The sequence below is a fragment of the Streptomyces sp. ISL-96 genome (assembly GCF_018614035.1).
Classification (GTDB): Bacteria; Actinomycetota; Actinomycetes; order Streptomycetales; family Streptomycetaceae; genus Streptomyces.
In genome coordinates this window covers 160,794-174,259 of record NZ_JAGGPA010000018.1, presented here as the reverse complement: position 1 = coordinate 174,259, position 13,466 = coordinate 160,794, and the positions used below count along the sequence as shown (strand labels likewise).

14 protein-coding genes are annotated in these 13,466 nt (G+C 70.4%); 3 read left to right on the top strand and 11 right to left on the bottom strand.

The window, feature by feature from the left end; genetic code table 11:
- Nucleotides 1-65: 65 nt before the first annotated feature.
- From J7E96_RS12445 to J7E96_RS12430, 4 genes are all read right to left on the bottom strand, one after another.
- Entirely contained in the window at nt 66-821 is a 756-nt protein-coding gene (locus J7E96_RS12445) for an AIM24 family protein (protein WP_215130503.1), read from the bottom strand.
- Nucleotides 822-840: 19 nt separating this feature from the next.
- Nucleotides 841-1,521: an AIM24 family protein gene (locus J7E96_RS12440; RefSeq protein WP_215130501.1), complete on the bottom strand. Its 681-nt coding sequence runs from the start codon at nt 1,519-1,521 to the stop codon at nt 841-843.
- Nucleotides 1,522-1,532: 11 nt separating this feature from the next.
- Nucleotides 1,533-3,161: a TerD family protein gene (locus tag J7E96_RS12435; protein WP_215130499.1), complete on the bottom strand. Its 1,629-nt coding sequence runs from the start codon at nt 3,159-3,161 to the stop codon at nt 1,533-1,535.
- Nucleotides 3,162-3,267: 106 nt separating this feature from the next.
- Complete coding sequence (locus tag J7E96_RS12430) at nt 3,268-3,843, bottom strand: M48 family metallopeptidase (protein ID WP_215130497.1); 576 nt, start codon at nt 3,841-3,843, stop codon at nt 3,268-3,270.
- A 210-nt stretch (nt 3,844-4,053) separates the two neighbouring features.
- Here J7E96_RS12430 and J7E96_RS12425 point away from each other — a divergent pair, with 210 nt between their 5' ends.
- Nucleotides 4,054-5,208: a ThiF family adenylyltransferase gene (locus J7E96_RS12425; protein ID WP_215130495.1), complete on the top strand. Its 1,155-nt coding sequence runs from the start codon at nt 4,054-4,056 to the stop codon at nt 5,206-5,208.
- A 42-nt stretch (nt 5,209-5,250) separates the two neighbouring features.
- Nucleotides 5,251-6,648: an AarF/ABC1/UbiB kinase family protein gene (locus tag J7E96_RS12420; protein ID WP_215130493.1), complete on the top strand. Its 1,398-nt coding sequence runs from the start codon at nt 5,251-5,253 to the stop codon at nt 6,646-6,648.
- A 9-nt stretch (nt 6,649-6,657) separates the two neighbouring features.
- Here J7E96_RS12420 and J7E96_RS12415 read toward each other — a convergent pair whose 3' ends face one another.
- The 5 genes from J7E96_RS12415 to J7E96_RS12395 all read right to left on the bottom strand — a co-directional run bounded on the left by J7E96_RS12415 (nt 6,658) and on the right by J7E96_RS12395 (nt 10,527).
- Entirely contained in the window at nt 6,658-6,885 is a 228-nt protein-coding gene (locus J7E96_RS12415; RefSeq protein WP_215130655.1) for a hypothetical protein, read from the bottom strand.
- A 94-nt stretch (nt 6,886-6,979) separates the two neighbouring features.
- Nucleotides 6,980-7,303 carry a hypothetical protein gene (locus tag J7E96_RS12410; protein WP_215130491.1) on the bottom strand — a complete coding sequence of 108 codons (324 nt, stop codon included), beginning with the start codon at nt 7,301-7,303 and terminating at the stop codon, nt 6,980-6,982.
- Nucleotides 7,300-7,686: a WhiB family transcriptional regulator gene (locus tag J7E96_RS12405; RefSeq protein ID WP_214978115.1), complete on the bottom strand. Its 387-nt coding sequence runs from the start codon at nt 7,684-7,686 to the stop codon at nt 7,300-7,302. The genes J7E96_RS12410 and J7E96_RS12405 overlap by 4 nt, the downstream gene beginning before the upstream one ends.
- A 156-nt stretch (nt 7,687-7,842) precedes the next feature.
- On the bottom strand, nt 7,843-8,133 hold the full coding sequence (locus tag J7E96_RS12400) for a hypothetical protein (RefSeq protein ID WP_215130635.1): 291 nt from the start codon (nt 8,131-8,133) through the stop codon (nt 7,843-7,845).
- A gap of 183 nt (nt 8,134-8,316) precedes the next feature.
- A complete protein-coding gene (locus tag J7E96_RS12395) occupies nt 8,317-10,527 on the bottom strand; it encodes an ATP-dependent DNA helicase UvrD2 (protein ID WP_215130489.1) in 2,211 nt (736 codons plus the stop codon).
- A gap of 176 nt (nt 10,528-10,703) precedes the next feature.
- Between J7E96_RS12395 and J7E96_RS12390 the strand changes: the two genes are divergently transcribed.
- Nucleotides 10,704-10,958 carry a mycoredoxin gene (locus J7E96_RS12390; protein ID WP_215130487.1) on the top strand — a complete coding sequence of 85 codons (255 nt, stop codon included), beginning with the start codon at nt 10,704-10,706 and terminating at the stop codon, nt 10,956-10,958.
- A 74-nt stretch (nt 10,959-11,032) separates the two neighbouring features.
- Here the strand turns inward: J7E96_RS12390 and nudC are convergent, their stop codons facing one another.
- A complete protein-coding gene (gene nudC / locus J7E96_RS12385) occupies nt 11,033-12,007 on the bottom strand; it encodes an NAD(+) diphosphatase (RefSeq protein ID WP_374196657.1) in 975 nt (324 codons plus the stop codon).
- 52 nt (nt 12,008-12,059) lie between these two features.
- The gene (locus J7E96_RS12380; RefSeq protein ID WP_215130485.1) at nt 12,060-13,460 is read right to left on the bottom strand and encodes a dipeptidase; all 1,401 of its coding nucleotides are present in this window, start codon (nt 13,458-13,460) and stop codon (nt 12,060-12,062) included.
- Between the last annotated feature and the right edge of the window lie 6 nt (nt 13,461-13,466).

Sequence of the window (13,466 nt, the reverse complement as noted above, 5' to 3'; positions counted from 1 at the left end):
GTAAGGGGCGGGCTCCCAGGAGCCAGCCCCTTACTTATGCCGTCGGGCCCATGCCCTCAAGGTGGTCAGTTCCAGGCGTTGTTCTGGTTCTGACCGCGGGCGCCCTGCTGGCCCATGCCGAACTGCGCGGCGACGCCCTGCCCCAGCTGCGCGTTCTGCGGCGGCATCACCTCGCTGGGCTGCACGAGCGCGAAACCCTGCCCGAGGAAGCTGAGTTCCCAGCCCTCACCGGTGGTGCCGCGCCGCCGGCGGATGTTCGACGAGTGCGTCTGGGCCTGCATCTGGACGCGCAGGGAGCTGGACCAGGCGACGATCGCGTCGGCGTCGGCGTTGACGTACTTCTCCGGCGTGACCTGAAGCATCAGGGGCTGGCCAGAGGTCATCAGGGCGACCTTGCCCTGGCCCGTGATGTTGAGCTGGTACTTGCCCGTGCCGGAGATGCCGTACTGGCTGTCCACGGCGATCACTTCGGCGTTGAGCGAGGAGTCCAGCGCCAGGACGTAGGCGCTGTCCACGGTCAGGCCCTCGCGGTCGATGTCCACAAGATGGACGTACTGCGCGAGGTTGGCGAGGTAGACGGTGCCCTGCCCGGAGCAGCGCATCAAGTCGAGGCCCTCGCCGGTGTTGGCGCGGGCGCGCCGCTGGCTGCTCGACTGGTACTCGCCGTCGAAGTCGATCAGCCCCTGGTACGCGACCATGGCGCCCTTGCGGGCGAGGACGTCGTCGTGGCCGGTCAGCGAGACCCGCAGGAGCTGCGGGTTCTGCACGGTGTACCGGTCCTGGGACTGCTGTTCGGTGTGACTGAAAAGCGGGCTCTGCATGGTGTGTTCTCGCTCCCCCTCAGCCCCGGACCCGCAGGCGGTCGGTGCTGTCCTCGCTCGGCTGTACGACGACGATTCCCTCGCCGGAGAAGGCCATCTGGTACGCCTCTCCGCTGCCCCGCCCGACGAGGGCGGACGCCTTGAAGCTGCGCTTGCCCTTCACCTTGAGGTTCGGGGACCAGGCGACGAGCGCGTCGGGGTCGACGTACGTCTCGTCCTCGCCGCGGCCGCACTCGACGACGATGGGCGTGCCACGCGAGGTCAGGGCGACCCAGCCGGTGCCCGCGATCTCGACGTTCCACAGACCCTGACCGGCGAACTTCGCCATGCCCTTGACCTTCTCCACGCCCCACTGGAGGTGCGCGTCGAAGGCGAGCACATTGCAGCCGTTGACCGAGAGCGAGTCGTTGTTGAGATTGATGACGACGACGTCCGCGCCGTAGTCGGCGAGGTAGAGCAGGCCGTCACCGGCGCACTTCATGACCGGCGCACCTTCGCCGGTGACCCACTGCGAGGCGACCTGACGTGCCGCCGGCGGGTTCGGCTCGTACTGGATGAAGCCCTCGTACGCCACCATGGAGCCGGTACGCGCGTAGAGGTCCTGGCCCGTGGCCATGGCGACCTTGAGCATCGAGCGCCCGTGGTTCTCCATCCGGGCCGCGATCGGGGTCGGGGCGAAGCCCGCGAGTTGCTGATTCATGACGGGCTCCCTCAGACCTCGTAGGGCTGGACGACGATGAAGTTTCCGGGCGCTCCCCGGAACTGCAGGTTGACGGTCTCTCCGCTGTGGCCCGGGTAGGCGTTGCGGCGCAGCCGCACCTGGCTGGAGAGGATCACCTGGGACGCCGAGGACCAGGCGACGACGGCGTTGGCGTCGGCGAAGGTGGTCGGCGTGACCGGCAGGACGACCGGGATGCCGTTCGTCTTCACGACGACCGTGCCCGTCCCCTGGAACTGCATGGTGAACAGGGCGCCGCCGGGGATGCCGTGGCCCTCGATGCGGCGGACCTCGTACTGCAGCGACTCGTCGAACGCGAGAACGTTCTCCGCGGAGACGCAGATGCCGTCACCCTGGAGCTCGACGGGGTGCAGGTTCGCGCCGTTCTCGGCGAGGAAGACCTGGCCGCGTCCGGAGCAGCGCATCAACTGCATTTCCTGGCCGGTCGCGTTGCCCACGATGCGGCCGGTGAAGCCGGCGCCCTTGTGGCTGAAGTCGACCTTGCCCTGGTACATCACCATGCTGCCCTGGCGGGCGAGGATCGGCGTACCGCCCATGCCGAGCTCGACGCGCATGAGCTGCTGGTTCTGCGGGGTCCAGCGCTGCCCGGTGGCGGCCTCGCGGTACGGCTGGAGGGCCGCCTTCAGGCCGCCCCCGGCCTGCGGGGCGCCTTGGGGAACGCCTTGGGGAACGCCTGGGGGCATGCCTTGCGGCTGTCCGTACGGGGCGGGCTGGCCGTAGGGAGCCGGCGCGCCCGGAGGCTGCTGGACGTGGCCGGGAACCTGACCCGGGACCTGGCCGAACTGCGGCTGCTGGGGCGGCTGTCCGTACGGCGACGGAGGGGCCGGCGGTACGGCGCCACCCTGCGGCGGCATCGGCAGCGGCGCCGCGACCGTCGGCGCCGCGTGCATCTGCGGGGCGGGCTGCTGGGGAGGGGCGAAGCCCTGCGCCGGGGCCGGGGCCGGTGCCGGAGCGGGAACGGGTGCGGGGGCCGGCGGGGCGGTGGGGGCGCCGAAGGACGGTGCGGGCTGCGCCGCCTGGGGCGGCGGGGCGAAGGAGGGTGCCGCTGCCTGCGGTTGCGCGGCCGGTTCCTCCTCGGCCACCTCACCGCCGAAATTCTTCAGCAGCGCGTCGAGTCCACCGTCGAAGCCCTGGCCGACGGCGGCGAACCGCCACACGTCCTTCAGGTAGAAGTCGCCCAGCATCACCGCGCGCTCGGTCGTGAACTCCGAGCCCGTGAAGGCATACCTGACGACCTCTTCGCCGCCCGCGACGATCCGGATGTAACCGGGCCCCACCTGCGACATCTGCCCCGCGCCGTCGATCGTCGCGGTGAAGGAGAGCCGGTGGATGTTCGCCGGGATGCGGTCCAGCGTGACGCGGAACGACTCGGTGTCACCCGACTGCGCGCCGAGTTGCTGAATCGACTCCTCGGGCGACTTCGGCTGGTTGAAGAAGATGAAGTACCGGTCGTCCGAGAGCTGCTCATTCGCGTCGAGCCCGAAACAGCTGATGTCGAAGGTCAGTCCGGGTCCAGCGATCTGCACGCCTACGTACAGATCCGTACCCGCTGTGAGGTCACTGATTTTGGCCTTGTGGCCGCGTTGGAATTCCCTGGCCATGCGTAACGACCGTCCCCCATCCCGAGGTGAATGCGTCGCGTCAGGCTAACCCGCGAAGGGCGGCATCCGGCCATGCCGGTACAGACTCGGTACAAATCACCGAGTGTCACTCGGTGCGTGCGCCCGGCAGGTGCGGCAACCGCTCGGCTGCGACGACTCCTTCGAGATAACCGCGGGCCCGCTCGGTGCGCGGATACGCCTCCAGGAGCCGCCAGAAGCGCGGGCCGTGACCCGGTACGAGCAGGTGGGCGAGCTCGTGGACGAGCACGTAGTCGACGACGTACTCCGGCATGCCCTGCAGGCGGTGCGAAAGGCGGATGCTGCCCTCGGCCGGGGTGCACGATCCCCAGCGGGTGTTCTGGTTCGTCACCCAGCGCACGGAGGCGGGGCGCGCCCTGCCGTCGAAGCACTGGGCGGACAGCCGGCGGGCGCGCTCGGCGAGTTCGGCGTCGCCGAAGACGCGCTTGTTCTCCTGGGCGGCGAGCTTGTCGAGCATCACGGTCACCCAGCGCTCCTCCTCGGCCTCCGACATCCGGGCGGGGATGAGAACAATGGTGCGGTCGCCCTCCCGGTACGCCGATACCGTCCTGCTGCGGCGGGCGCTCCTGCGGACCTCGACCGCGCTCGACCGCGAGCCGCTGGGCGGCTGGTTTGTCGCGCTGTGGAGTGGGTCGACGGGCACGCCACGACGTTACCCGCTGTCGGTGGCGGAAGTCCCGGCTCCGGATGGTTCGAACGCGATCCACTCCCAGGTGTGCAGCGTTTGAACGACTGGGACGACTCGTACGACTATTCCGCACCGCCTGTGGACAACTTTCAGCCGTCTTTGGCCGATGCGTGCATTCTGAGACCCGAGAGCGGATCTTGCGACAGACCGACGGGGGACGGCGATATGCATCCGATGGTGAAGCCCGCGCTGCGGCGCGCATGGCGCGACCGGCAGACCGTGCAATTCGGCATGACGTCCGCCCACGCGGTGACGGTGGGCCCGGTGGATACGGCGACGGGAAGTTTCCTAGGGCTGCTCGACGGGACACGCGGCCTGCCGCTGCTGCGGGAGGAGGCACGGGCCATGGGGCTGCCCGACGGGCGGGTGGACGACCTGGTGGCCCGGCTGACCGCGGCGGGCCTGATCGACGACGCGACGGCGGGCGGCGCGGGGGCGAAGGCACTGCGGGAGCGCGCCGACGTGTTCGACCGGCTCCGCCCCGATCTGGCGTCCCTCTCCGTGGTCCACCCCGAACCGGGCGGCGGGACCCGGCGCCTGGCGGCGCGCCGGGCGATGCGGGTTCAGGTGCGGGGCGCGGGACGGGTCGGCGCGACGATCGCGTCGGTGCTGGCCGCCGGGGGCGTGGGGCGGGTCGAGGTGCTGGACGGCGGGTGCACGGAGCTCTGGGACGTCGCGCCGGGCGGGCTGGGCGCGGAGTCGGTGGGCGGCCGACGGGACGTGGCAGCACGGCAGTTGGTGCGGCGGGCCGCACCCGGCCGGCTTCCGCGTGCGGCGGAGGTCGCGGAATCGGCGGGGCCGGCGGCCGGGGGTGGGCCGGGGCTTTCGCTGGTGATCGTGGCACCCCGGGACGGATCCGCGGCGTACGCGCCCGATCCCGTCGCCGCCGAGTCCTGGCTGCGTTCGGGGACTCCCCATCTCTACGCGGGCGTCACCGAGGCGACGGGCGTAGTCGGTCCGCTGGTGCTGCCGGGCGGTAGTGCGTGTGCGGGCTGTATGGCGCTGGGGCGGGTGGACCGGGACCCTGGGTGGCTGCGGATGCTGGCGCAGTGGCGCTCCGGCCGGGGCGGGCCCGTACCGGCCTGTGACATCGGCCTGGCGACCGCGGTGGCGGGGCTGGCGGCGGCGCACGCCCTGTCCTTCCTGGACGGTGAGCTGCCGGCCACCACGGGCGTCCGGTGGGAGGTCTCGATGCCCCTGCTGGACTGGCGTCAGGAACGGATGCCGCCGCACCCCGACTGTTCGTGCGGCGCGGGTGGGCAGGCTCAGGGGGAGTGCGCCTCGGGCGCCGGGGAGCCACAGGACACAATGGCCCGGTGACCGTCGCAGGCGGCCACAGGTGTCTGGGATTTGGAGGGGCGCATGTCTGATCTTCCCCGGAAGGCGGTCACCCGTACCGCCAAGCTGGCGGCACTGCCACTGGGCTTCGCCGGCCGAGCCACCTGGGGCCTCGGCAAGCGAATCGGCGGCAAGTCGGCCGAGATAGTGGCCCGCGAGCTTCAACAGCGCACGGCCGACCAGCTGTTCAAGGTCCTCGGTGAGCTGAAAGGGGGCGCGATGAAGCTCGGGCAGGCACTGTCCGTCTTCGAGTCCGCGCTTCCCGAAGAGGTCGCCGGGCCGTACCGGGCGGCGCTGACGAAGCTCCAGGAAGCCGCGCCGCCGATGCCGACGCGCACGGTGCACTCGGTGCTGGAGGAGCGGCTCGGAGAGGAATGGCGCGATCTGTTCCTGGAGTTCGAGGACAAGCCGTCGGCGGCCGCCTCGATCGGCCAGGTGCACCGGGCGGTGTGGCACGACGGGCGCGAGGTGGCCGTCAAGGTCCAGTACCCGGGGGCCGGCGAGGCGCTGCTCTCCGACCTGAACCAGCTGAGCCGGTTCGCCCGGATGCTCGGCCCGCTGATCCCGGGGATGGACATCAAGCCGCTCATCACCGAGCTGCGCGACCGGGTCTCGGAGGAATTGGACTACGAACTGGAGGCACAGGCCCAGCGGGAGCACGCGCGGGAGTTCGCGGACGATCCTGACGTGGTGGTGCCCGATGTGGTGCACCAGAGCGATCAGGTGCTGGTGACCGAGTGGATCGACGGCATACCGATGGCCGATGTGATCGCGGACGGGACGCCGGAGCAGCGGGACAGGGCGGGGCAGCTGCTGGCCCGTTTCCTCTTCTCAGGGCCGGCGCGCACGGGCCTGCTGCACGCGGATCCGCACCCGGGCAACTTCCGGCTGATGCCCGTGGAATCCGCCGACGCGGAAGGCGCCGAGGGTGCCGAGGGCGGCTCGGTCGGGCAATGGCGGCTCGGGGTCCTGGACTTCGGCACGGTGGACCGGCTGTCCGGCGGTCTGCCCGCGACGATCGGTACCTCGCTGCGGATGACGATCGAAGGCGAGGCCGACGGGGTGTACGAGCTGCTCCGCGAGGAGGGCTTCGTGAAGGACTCCATCGATCTCGACCCGAACGAGGTGCTGGACTATCTGCTGCCGATCATCGAGCCGGCGCAGGCCGACGAGTTCACGTTCAGCCGGGGCTGGATGCGCCAGCAGGCGGCGCGGATAGCCGATATCCGGTCGCCAGCACACCAGTTGGGCAAGCAGCTCAATCTGCCGCCGGCCTATCTGCTGATTCACCGGGTGACTTTGAGCACCATCGGGGTGCTCTGCCAGCTGGGTGCGACCGTACGACTGCGGCACGAGCTGGAGGAGTGGCTGCCCGGTTTTCTCGCCGATGACGAGGCGACCGAGGCGGCGGCCGGGGCGTAGCCGGTTCGTTCACCACCAGGTGGAATCGAGCCGGCCCTCGATCGCTCTGAGGTTGGCGCGCGCGCAGTCGTCGCAGAAGTAGCGGCGGCTGCCGTTCTCCACGGAGCAGGTCCAGGTCGGTGGTGTGCTGTCGGCGGGCTTGCCGCAACGGAAGCACACGATGGTGTCGCCACCCGGTTCTGGGGGGTGAGGCGCCTGCTCGGGGTTCCGGGGGTCCTCCCCGGGAGAACTCAGCACTCCGTGACGATATCCCCGCAGGGGGCGTGACGGTCGTACAACGCACCGCGGGGGCCGGTCTGTTAGGACCGGCCCCCGCGGAGGGCTTCATCTGCTACTGCATGACGGCCATGGCCAGGGCGCGACGGGCACGCAGCGAGACGCGCTCGGCGCGGCGCTGCATGCGCCGGGCGGCGACCAGGCGCACGGCCTGGCGTTCCGACTCGGCTTCCCGCCGGCGTTCTTGCATATGGGCACGGGCCAGGGCTTCTGGGATGAGTTGCATCTCGCGGTTCCTGTTCTGACGCGAGTCGTTCGCGCCGGTGATGGTGACGTCATGGGTAGCGGAGCCGAAGGGCTCGCTGGGGGAAGAGGTCATTGGGGCCTGCTTCTTGGGATCGTGCGTATGGGGTCGGTCGATGGTTCCGGTGATGTTCATGCCGCGACCGGGTTCTTGCGCGGGCGGCCACGCGGCCGCTTGCGGGCGACAACGACACCCTGGACGAAGAGTTCGCCGCCCCAGACACCCCAGGGCTCGCGGCGCTCCTGAGCACCGGCGAGACAGGCCTCGACCAGCGGGCAGGTGCGGCAGAGCGACTTGGCGTACTCGACATCGGCCGGGGACTCGGCGAAGAAGACCTCCGGGTCGTACGAACGGCAGGGGACGGGCACGCCGAGGTTCTCGATGGCGTCGTCGAGCGCGGTGAGCGCGGTCAGAGGGGCCAGGGCGGTCTGGGCAGTCAAGGTGGGGTCCTCCGTGAGACCGGGCGGGGTGATCGTTTGGGAAGGCGGTACGGACGGGGCGTGCGTTTCGAGTTGCACGGTGGTTGTTTCCTCGTCGAGTCGTTCCGGCCGGTCGGCCGGGTGGCGGTTGCTGTCCCGAGGCCCCTTCGCTCTGTCTCTCCCGTTCGGGAAAAACAGAAGGGCCGCGGATCCCTGGTGGGGTTCCGCGGCCCTGAGGCGCCTGCCTGATCCTGATCAGGCTGGATCACTCCAGGGTTCGAGCCCACGGAAGGCCCACATCGTGTGGTGCTGCGTCGTCTGCTTCTTGGATCCGGCGCCGGCTGCCGCAAAGGCATAGGCACTCGCCTGTGCCGCTGCTACTGCTGCTTCCGGTGCCTTGGTCGGTCGCTCATTACGCGCCAGGACAAGGCCTGCGAGAGACGCCGGACGGACGGCGGAAATGCCGGGCAGACCGGTGCCACGAAGCGAGGAGCCGAGCGGGCAGGGGGCGACGACCGAGCGATCGGTCATTTTGGTGGAGTTCATGAAGCTGGTCACTGGGCTCGCCTCCTCTCGGCGTCTCGGGGACCTGGTGGCACGGGGCCGGTCCCTACGTATTCGGATAAGTACAGCACGGAATCAGGGCTTCAGAGAAGTCGCTGTTCCCGTGGTTAAGAACCTATGGGGATTGCTGGGGCATGTGCAAACTATTTTTTCGACGAGTTTGTATCAGTCCTCCTCGTCGGCCCCTTCAAGGTCCTGACCTGCGCAGAGAGCCAGCACATCGGCTCCGAAACGCTCCAGCTTGCGGGCGCCGACCCCTGAGATGACGGCCAGTTCTCCCGCCTCGCCCGGCGCGGCCTCGGCGATCGCCATCAGCGTCTTGTCGGTGAAGACGCAGTAGGCGGGCTGGCCCAGCTCCTGCGCCTGGCCGGCCCGCCAGTCGCGCAGCCGTTCGTACAGCGCCTCGTCCATGTCGGACGGGCAGTCCTCGCAGCGCATCAGTTTCACCTCGCCGGCGTCGGTGAGGGTCTTGCCGCACACCCGGCACACGGCCGAGGTGCGACGCCGGTTTCTGGCCGGACCGCCGGTGCCGCCGCCGCTGCGGCCGCCGCGCTCGACGCTCGCGCCGCCGCCGCTCGCTCCACGGCCGCCGGAGGCGGAGGAGCCGGGGCGCAGCCCGTTCAGGAAGCGGCTCGGGCGGCGGGAGGCCCGGCCGCCGGGCGAGCGGGACAGCGCCCAGGACAGGCCCAACTGCACCCGGGCGCGTGTGACGCCGACGTACAGCAGGCGTCGCTCCTCCTCGACCTGCTCGTCGGTCTTGGCGTAGGTGATCGGCATCATGCCCTCGGTGAGGCCGACCAGGAACACGGCGTCCCACTCCAGGCCCTTCGCCGAGTGCAGCGAGGCGAGGGTGACGCCCTGGACGGTGGGCGCGTGCTGGGAGGCCGCGCGCTCGTCGAGCTCGCTGACGAGGTCGGAGAGTGTCGCGGTGGGCTTGGTCTTCGCGAAGTCCTCGGCGAGCCCGACCAGGGCCGCCAGGGACTCCCACTGGTCGCGTACGGCGCCGGAGCCGGCCGGGGGCTGAGTGGTCCAGCCGTTGCCGCTGAGGATGGCGCGGGTCTGGGAAGGCAGGTCCACGACATCGTCGAGCAGCGAGTCGTTGTTCCCGAAGCGGGCGGCGCCGCGCAGGGCGTTGATGGCCTTGCGCACCTCCTGGCGTTCGAAGAACCGCTCAGCTCCACGCAGCTGGTAGGGCACACCGGCGTCGGCCAGTGCCTGTTCGTAGACCTCCGACTGGGCGTTGATGCGGTACAGCACGGCGATCTCGCCGGCCGGGACGCCCGCCGCGATGAGGTCGCGGATGCGGCGGGCGGTGCCCTCGGCCTCGGCTGGTTCGTCGGCGTACTCCGTGTAGACGGGCTCCGGGCCCGCCTCGCGCTGGGAGATCAGCTCCAGTCGGTGCTCGGCGGCCCGGCCGCGCGCCTGGTTCAGCAGACCGTTGGCCAGGTGGACGACCTGCGGTGTCGAGCGGTAGTCGCGGACCAGCTTCACGACGGTGGCGTCCGGGTGCTTGGTGCGGAAGTTCAGCAGGTGGTCGGGGGTGGCGCCGGTGAAGGAGTAGATCGTCTGGCTGGCGTCGCCGACGACGCACAGGTTCGGCCGGTCGCCCAGCCACAGTTCGAGCAGCCGCTGCTGGAGGGGGCTGACGTCCTGATACTCGTCCACCACGAAGTGCTGGTACTGGCTGCGCACGTGGTCGGCGATGTCGTGCCGGTCCTGGAGGATGCCGACGGTGAGAAGCAGCACATCCTCGAAGTCGATCATGGCCCGGTCGCGCTTCAGCTGCTCGTACATCGCGTAGATCTGGGAGATCTCCGCCGCGTCCCTCGGGGCGTCGCGGCTCGACTTGGCGACCACGGCCGGGTAGTCGCCGGGGACGGTCTGCGTGACCTTTGCCCACTCGATCTCTCCCGTCACGTCCCGCAGCTCGTTGCGGTCGAGACGGACGCGGCAGCGTGCGGCCGCCTCGGCCACCAGCTGGATCTTGCGCTCGACGAGCCGCGGCAGATCGCCACCGACTGCTTTCGGCCAGAAGTACTGGAGCTGGCGCAGCGCGGCGGAGTGGAATGTCCGCGCCTGGACCCCTCCCGCACCGAGCTGGCGCAGCCGCCCGCGCATCTCGCCCGCGGCGCGGTTGGTGAACGTGACACCCAGCACACTGGCGGGCTGGAGGATCCCGGCGCGCACGCCGTACGCGATGCGGTGCGTGATCGCGCGGGTCTTGCCGGTGCCCGCGCCGGCCAGGACACACACCGGACCGTGCAGGGCCGTCGCGACCTCGCGCTGCTCTGGGTCGAGCCCTTCGAGCACCGCGTCGGCCGAGTCCGGGACGTCGGGGACCTGCGGGAAAGGAGAGGAGTGCGTTGCTGCTGTCACCCCGCCATGCTGCCAGGTCGGGAGAGGCCGATGCGGCCGCTGTCCACAGGGGCCGGGCACTGGTCGTACTAATGCGGGAATGGTGGTCGGGTCGCGGACGTTCGACACACTGACATTTCCGCTTCGCCGGGGACCGGACCCCGGCGAGCCAAGCGAACCAGAGGAGCGCATACGACATGCTGGGAACAGTGACGATGTACAGCACCACGTGGTGCGGCTACTGCCGTCGGCTCAAGAGCCAGATGGACCGTGAGGGCATCGCGTACACCGAGATCAACATCGAGCTGGACCCGGAGTCGGCGGCCTTCGTCGAGAAGGCGAATGGCGGAAACCAGACGGTCCCGACCGTCCTGGTGGTTCCCGCCTCTGGTGAGCAGTCCGTCATGACGAACCCGAGCCTCGCGCAGGTCAAGCAGGCCCTGGCCGTCTGAGTCGCGGCGTACGCACGGAACGCATACGGAAGGGCCCCACACCACAGCGTGGGGCCCTTCCGTATGCGCGGGCGTTACGGGTTCAGCGGCTTCGGCAGGGGCTTGCCGTACCAGAGCTCCACCAGGCGGGCCGCGATCGAGATGCCCGACGGGGGCAGGATCTCGCCGGTCTCGATGGCGCTGCGCAGGTCGTCCCGGGAGAACCAGCGCGCCTCCTCGATCTCCTCGCCGTCCACGTCGATCTCGGACGATGTGGCGCGCGCCATGAAGCCCAGCATCAGGCTGGACGGGAACGGCCACGGCTGGCTGGCGACGTACTCGACGCGGCCGACTGTGACGCCCGCCTCCTCGAAGACCTCGCGGGCCACCGACTCCTCGATCGTCTCGCCGGGCTCCACAAAGCCCGCGAGCGTCGAGAACCGGCCTTCCGGCCAGTGCACCTGGCGGCCGAGGAGCGCCCGGTCCTCCTCATCCGTGACGAGCATGATCACAGCGGGGTCGGTGCGCGGGTAGTGCTCCGCGCCGCAGGCCTGGCAGCGGCGGATGTGCCCGGCGGCCGCGATGACGGTGCGCTCGCCGCAGCGCGAACAGAAGCGGTGCAGCCGCTGCCAGTTCTCCAGCGCCACCGCGTGGACCAACAGGCCCGCGTCGCGCGGGTTGAGCAGCAGCCCGGCCTCGCGCAGTCCGGCGGGGCGCGCCGACTGGTCCATGCGCCCCGGCAGGGAGTCCTTCTGGAGAGCGAAGTAGCTGACGCCCTCCTCGTCCGTACCGAGGAAATAGCGGTGCGTCTCGGTGACCGGAGCCTCGAAGGCCGGGGTCATCACGAGTTCGGTGCGCCCGTCGGCGCTGTCCGCGGGCTCGTCGATCAGGGCCTGTCCGCCGGAGACTACGAAGACGCGCGTCGTCGGGTGGCTCCACGCCGCGGCCAGCCATGCCTCGTCGAGGCGGTGGTGCGCGGCGCGGTCGATGCCACTCGGGGCGGTGAGCGCGATCGGCAGCTCGGTGGCCGGCGCGTTGAGGCCCGTGTGGTCGGTCGTCGAGGTGCTCACAGGTGCTTCCAACTCCCCCTGGCGGATTTTCGGACGAGGTTCAGGTTCGGGTTCAGGAGGCGCGCCAGTGCGCCGCGAGATCGCCCCACAGGTACGCGGTCGTTTCGACGCCCTTGAGGAGCAGGTCGATCTCGACCTTCTCGTTGGGTGCGTGCCAGCCGTCGGACGGTACGGAGATACCCAGGAAGAGCACCGGTGCACCGAGTACGTCCTGGAGGTCGGCCGCGGGACCCGAGCCCCCTTCGCGGGTGAAGCGGATCTTCTGGCCGAAGGCGCGGCCCATCGCCCGTACGACGGACTGGAGGGCGGGGTGGTCGAGGGGGGTCAGGCACGGGCGGGTGGCCGCGCCGAAGGTGATCTTGTGGCGGATGCCGGCCGGGACGCGGGATGCGATCCAGTCGCGTACGGACTGCTCGATCTTCTCCGGTTCCTGGCCCGCGACCAGGCGGAACGACAGCTTCAGGTGGGCGGAGGACGGGACGATCGTCTTGCCGCCGGGGCCCTGGTAGCCGCCGCCGATGCCGTTGACCTCGGCGGTCGGGCGGGCCCAGACGCGTTCCAGGGTGGTGTGGCCGGCCTCGCCGAGGGTGGCGCGGGATTTCGCCGTACGGAGCCATTCGGCCTCGTCGAAGGGGAGCTCGGCGAACAGCTCGCGCTCGCGGTCCGTGAGTTCGGCGATGCCGTCGTAGAAGCCGGGGACCGTGACGTGCTCGTTCTCGTCGTGGAGGGCCGCGACGAGGCGGGCTGCGACGGTGGCCGGGTTGGGGACGGCGCCGCCGAAGGATCCGGAGTGGATGTCCTCGTCGGGCCCGTACAGCTCGATCTCGCAGTCGGCCACGCCGCGCATGCCGGTGCAGACGGTCGGGGTGTCCTCCGACCACATGCCGGTGTCGGAGACGATCACGGCGTCGGCGGTGAGGCGCTGTGCGCGCTCCTCGACCAGCGCGCGGAAATGCGGGGAGCCGGACTCCTCCTCGCCCTCGATGAGGAGCTTGAGGTTGACGGCGGGGGTGGTGCGGCCGGTGGCGGCGAGGTGGGCGCGTACGCCGAGGGTGTGGAAGAAGACCTGGCCCTTGTCGTCGGCCGCCCCGCGGGCGTAGAGCCTGCCGTCGATGACCTCCGGCTCGAAGGGGCCGGTGTGCCAGCCGTCCTCGCGGGCGGCGGGCTGCACGTCGTGGTGTCCGTACACGAGCACGGTCGGGGCGGACTGGTCGCCGCTCGGCCACTCGGCGAAGACCGCCGGGGCGCCGGCGGTGGGCCAGATTTCGGTGACCGGGAAGCCGGTCTCCTTGAGCTTCGCGGACAGCCATTCGGCGCTGCGGCGTACGTCGGCGGCGTGGTCCGGCTGCGCCGACACGGACGGGATGCGCAGCCAGTCGGCGAGGTCGCCGAGGAAGGCCGCGCGGTGCGTGTCTATGTACGTACGGACGACGCTGTCCGGGGTGTCGCTCATGGCCCC

What these genes read in the sequence shown, in the direction of transcription:
- J7E96_RS12445 (WP_215130503.1), bottom strand. Translation starts at nt 821, where the DNA reads ATGCAGAGCCCGCTTTTCAGTCACACCGAACAGCAGTCCCAGGACCGG.
- J7E96_RS12440 (WP_215130501.1), bottom strand. Translation starts at nt 1,521, where the DNA reads ATGAATCAGCAACTCGCGGGCTTCGCCCCGACCCCGATCGCGGCCCGG.
- J7E96_RS12435 (WP_215130499.1), bottom strand. Translation starts at nt 3,161, where the DNA reads ATGGCCAGGGAATTCCAACGCGGCCACAAGGCCAAAATCAGTGACCTC.
- J7E96_RS12425 (WP_215130495.1), top strand. Translation starts at nt 4,054, where the DNA reads ATGCATCCGATGGTGAAGCCCGCGCTGCGGCGCGCATGGCGCGACCGG.
- J7E96_RS12420 (WP_215130493.1), top strand. Translation starts at nt 5,251, where the DNA reads ATGTCTGATCTTCCCCGGAAGGCGGTCACCCGTACCGCCAAGCTGGCG.
- J7E96_RS12410 (WP_215130491.1), bottom strand. Translation starts at nt 7,303, where the DNA reads ATGAACATCACCGGAACCATCGACCGACCCCATACGCACGATCCCAAG.
- J7E96_RS12400 (WP_215130635.1), bottom strand. Translation starts at nt 8,133, where the DNA reads ATGAACTCCACCAAAATGACCGATCGCTCGGTCGTCGCCCCCTGCCCG.
- J7E96_RS12390 (WP_215130487.1), top strand. Translation starts at nt 10,704, where the DNA reads ATGCTGGGAACAGTGACGATGTACAGCACCACGTGGTGCGGCTACTGC.
- J7E96_RS12380 (WP_215130485.1), bottom strand. Translation starts at nt 13,460, where the DNA reads ATGAGCGACACCCCGGACAGCGTCGTCCGTACGTACATAGACACGCAC.